This is a genomic window from Streptococcus sp. E24BD, assembly GCF_041807825.1.
GTDB classification, from domain to species: Bacteria; Bacillota; Bacilli; order Lactobacillales; family Streptococcaceae; genus Streptococcus; species Streptococcus entericus.
In genome coordinates, this window is sequence record NZ_JBGTZB010000065.1 from 1 (window position 1) to 3,495 (window position 3,495).

A 3,495-nucleotide genomic window follows, 5' to 3' on the forward strand; every position below is an offset into this window, starting at 1 on the left:
TCCACTGGTGGAACCATCATCGCATTCACGGTAGTCTCGATTACCAAACACCTATGGTTAAGCGAGTTATCGCTTAACAAAAACACTTTATAAAAATTGTACAGAAAAGGGGTGCCTTTTCACCTTTATTTCTTAGCTCATAGAGATTTAATTTATCTTCGTAGCTCAATTTCATAAAAAAGCACCCCATTCGTTAGATTATCTGTCTAACTTTTGGGGTGCGGTTCACGATTAACGGAGGTCTTTTAATTTTGCCCAGATGGTAGCGATTTCCTCTGGTGAATAGGCTTTGGCACCGCTGGCTAGGGGATGTCCACCACCGTGGTGCTCCTTGGCGATGCCGTTGATGGTCAGGGTTTTACTGCGAAGGTTGACCCGATAGCTACCATCTGCTTGTTCCGTACAAATCATCCAGCGGTCGACACTGTCAATTTTTCCTGGTAGTCCAACAACGAGGCTGACTTCCTCAGGTCTGATGTCAAAGTCCTGCAAAAGTGTTGTGGAAAGAACAATCTGAGCCGCTCCGCTATGGTCCACCTGTAGGTGCTCCAGAATGTAGCCCATCAGGCGAGCGAGCTTGGGCGATAAGGTGTCCAGTTGTCGAGTGATGAGGGCAGCATCAATGCCGGTGTCAAGCAAATAGCTAGCGATACGGAAGGTCTTTGAGCTGGTGGCTGGGTAGAGAAAACGCCCAGTATCGCCGACAATACCTGCATAGAGCAGGCGGGCGATTTTAGTGGTCATCGTCCATCCCAGTTCAATAGCCATCTCAGCAATCATCTCGCTACAAGAAGAAGCTATCGTATCAACCCAAACGAACTCTCCATAAGGTTCATCGTTGGGGTGATGGTCGATTTTAATCAGGCAATCGCCATTGTTATAGCGCTCATCATCAATTCTCGCTTTATTGGCGGTATCAGTCACGATAACCAGGCTGCTAGTATAATCCTTATCTGAGACGCTATCCATTGCTGCTAACCAAGATAAGGTTGGCTCCTCATAGCCTGTGGTTAACACACGTTTATCTGGAAAGTTATGGCGGATAAGTTCTGCCAGCCCAACCTGAGACCCGATGGCATCAGGGTCTGGCTTTTGGTGGCGGTGGATGATGATGGTATCGTAAGCTTGAATCGCTTGTAAGATTGAAAGGAAAGGAGCAGTCATCGTTATCTCTTTTCTATGCTAGTTTGCCTTAGAATAGCATAAAAGTCTTTTTTTTTCAAACGTTGATGGTTCTTGATAATAGCCACATGGCTGATGACACTGATTAGGACTTGTTTATTTTTCACTACTATGTAAAAGGACGTTTTGGGCTAGCCTAGAGACCCCTGATGTGGTATAATAAGGTCAAAATAGGAGGACATTATGGCTTTAGCTAAGATTGTTTACGCTAGCATGACTGGTAACACTGAAGAAATTGCCAATATCGTGGCTGACAAGTTGACCCAGTTAGGACATACCGTTGAACTTGAGGAATGCACGGGCGTAGATGCCAGTGATTTTGAAGAGGCAGATATTGCGATTGTTGCCACCTATACCTATGGTGATGGTGATTTACCTGACGAAATCGTAGACTTTTACGAAGATTTACAAGAACTGGACCTGACAGGGAAAATTTATGGTGTTGTCGGTTCTGGTGATACCTTTTATGATTTTTTCTGCAAGGCTGTTGACGACTTTGAGGCCGCGTTTGAAAAAAGCGGCGCAACAAAAGGTGCAGCATCTGTTAAAGTTGATTTGGCAGCTGAGGATGATGACATCAAAGCCCTTGAGAATTTTGCAGAGCAGCTGGTCTCTAAGCTGGTTTAAGTAATGTTGAAAATATCAGTAAGGCATGGATAAAATCCTGCCTTATTTGTTAGGAGGAGTAATGGTAGAACAGGTGAAAAAAGTAAGCCTTATCTTCTTCTTTGCAGGATTAGGTGGGCTTTTACGCCAGTTGGTAGTCCTGCAGTTCGGAGATATTGGGCTGCTGGGCTGTAATTATGGAGCTGTTTATGGCCTAGTTTATTCGACACATCACCTCTTTCACTCAAAAAGTATTAGTCCATCGCTAAAAGTAGGATTAAGTGTGGGCTTTTTTGGAGGATTGAGCACTATTGCGCCGATTTTTATGGCCTTGGCCACTGCTCTTGAGCAAGGCGATTGGTGGCGACTAATTGGCTTGATGGTTTGCCATATTCTTGGTGGTTATTTAGTGGCTTTATTGGCAAATAGCCGAGCTCTAAAGAGAGAGGAGGGATAGTAGATGGTGATAGTGATGATACTCTGCGGTTGTGGGGCTCTCTTGCGCTATGCACTCAGACCGCTCAACGCTTACTGTCAGTTATCACTAGGAACGCTAAGTGCTAATCTTCTGGTGGCAGTTACGATTGGGTACCTTTCGCAGTCGACGATGTTCAGTCCAAACTTGCAGTCGTGGTTAATCTTTTTCTTAGGTGGTTTGGGTACTTACTCGACCTTCAACTTGGAGCTACTTGATCGCAGAACAAAGCCAAGAGAATGGTTTGTTTACCTTATTCTGACTTATGTTCTTGGAGTAGGAGGAATCGTCCTAGGTCGAATCTTGGCTATCTGATATTTTGGTTTGGTAAAAATAATTATTTAAAAATCTCTTGAAAAACGCTTAAATACTTGATTTTTCGGGGATAGTAGTGTCTACAAGTATCGATGATATTGATATAGCAATAGTCCGCTTTTTCTTACTGGACTTGCAAAATTATTTCTTAGAAAGCTTAGGACAAAGAAAGGAAACAGATTTATGATAACGCATCGGTTTTTATAGAAGTTGATACTGCTATTCACTTCTATAATGTTTATATTTGGTAGTTTATTTGTCACAAGTCAAACAGTACAAGCTAAAGAATTGACAAATGTTACTTTTAAAACAAAGCTTCAAAATAAATCTCGCAAAGAGATTAATCCTCAGGAGCTATACGTGGGAGCTGCTTATGAATTTTTTGTTGAATTTGATTTAGCAGCGTATGATAATAATTTAGCTGATGGAGACTATTTTGTTTTTGAATTACCTGAGCCATTTGATGTCAAGGAAAAAACAGAAGAGTTTATCTTTGAGGAAGTTGCTGTTGCTGATGTTGAGATTACTTCAAATGGTACAGACAAAGGTGGTCAGGTGAAGTTAACCTTAAAAAATCTTGACCAGTGGATGGCGAAAAAGAACTATACATCAGTTCAAGGTGTTAAAGGAAACTTCTCTGGAAAATTTAAATTTAATAGTGAAGCTGAAGTGACCATTCCACTAAAAGGAGTTGATGATACAGATACACTCACAATCAAAGTGTTACCTGCTATTACAAGGTCAGAGTATGATGGTACAACCTATAATTATCGTAAAATGGGTGGGCTCACGAGTGAAAAGGCACCCCTTTTCTGTACAATTTTTATAAAGTGTTTTTGTTAAGCGATAACTCGCTTAACCATAGGTGTTTGGTAATCGAGACTACCGTGAATGCGATGATGGTTCCACCAGTGGAC

The 3,495-nt window shown here is 42.0% G+C and carries 5 protein-coding genes; 4 read left to right on the forward strand and 1 reads right to left on the reverse strand.

Going from position 1 to position 3,495, the window contains the following annotated elements:
- Positions 1-231: 231 nt before the first annotated feature.
- On the reverse strand, positions 232-1,164 hold the full coding sequence (locus ACERC5_RS09930; RefSeq protein ID WP_373659687.1) for a bifunctional oligoribonuclease/PAP phosphatase NrnA: 933 nt from the start codon (positions 1,162-1,164) through the stop codon (positions 232-234).
- Positions 1,165-1,365: 201 nt separating this feature from the next.
- Here ACERC5_RS09930 and ACERC5_RS09935 point away from each other — a divergent pair, with 201 nt between their 5' ends.
- The 4 genes from ACERC5_RS09935 to ACERC5_RS09950 all read left to right on the forward strand — a co-directional run bounded on the left by ACERC5_RS09935 (position 1,366) and on the right by ACERC5_RS09950 (position 3,421).
- Entirely contained in the window at positions 1,366-1,809 is a 444-nt protein-coding gene (locus ACERC5_RS09935) for a flavodoxin (RefSeq protein ID WP_373660659.1), read from the forward strand.
- A gap of 61 nt (positions 1,810-1,870) precedes the next feature.
- Positions 1,871-2,245 carry a CrcB family protein gene (locus ACERC5_RS09940; RefSeq protein WP_018367399.1) on the forward strand — a complete coding sequence of 125 codons (375 nt, stop codon included), beginning with the start codon at positions 1,871-1,873 and terminating at the stop codon, positions 2,243-2,245.
- Between the two features lie 3 nt (positions 2,246-2,248).
- Positions 2,249-2,578 (forward strand): CrcB family protein, encoded by a 330-nt coding sequence (locus tag ACERC5_RS09945; protein ID WP_373659685.1) that lies wholly within the window; start codon positions 2,249-2,251, stop codon positions 2,576-2,578.
- 234 nt (positions 2,579-2,812) lie between these two features.
- Complete coding sequence (locus ACERC5_RS09950) at positions 2,813-3,421, forward strand: hypothetical protein (RefSeq protein ID WP_373659684.1); 609 nt, start codon at positions 2,813-2,815, stop codon at positions 3,419-3,421.
- The last annotated feature ends 74 nt before the right edge of the window (positions 3,422-3,495 follow it).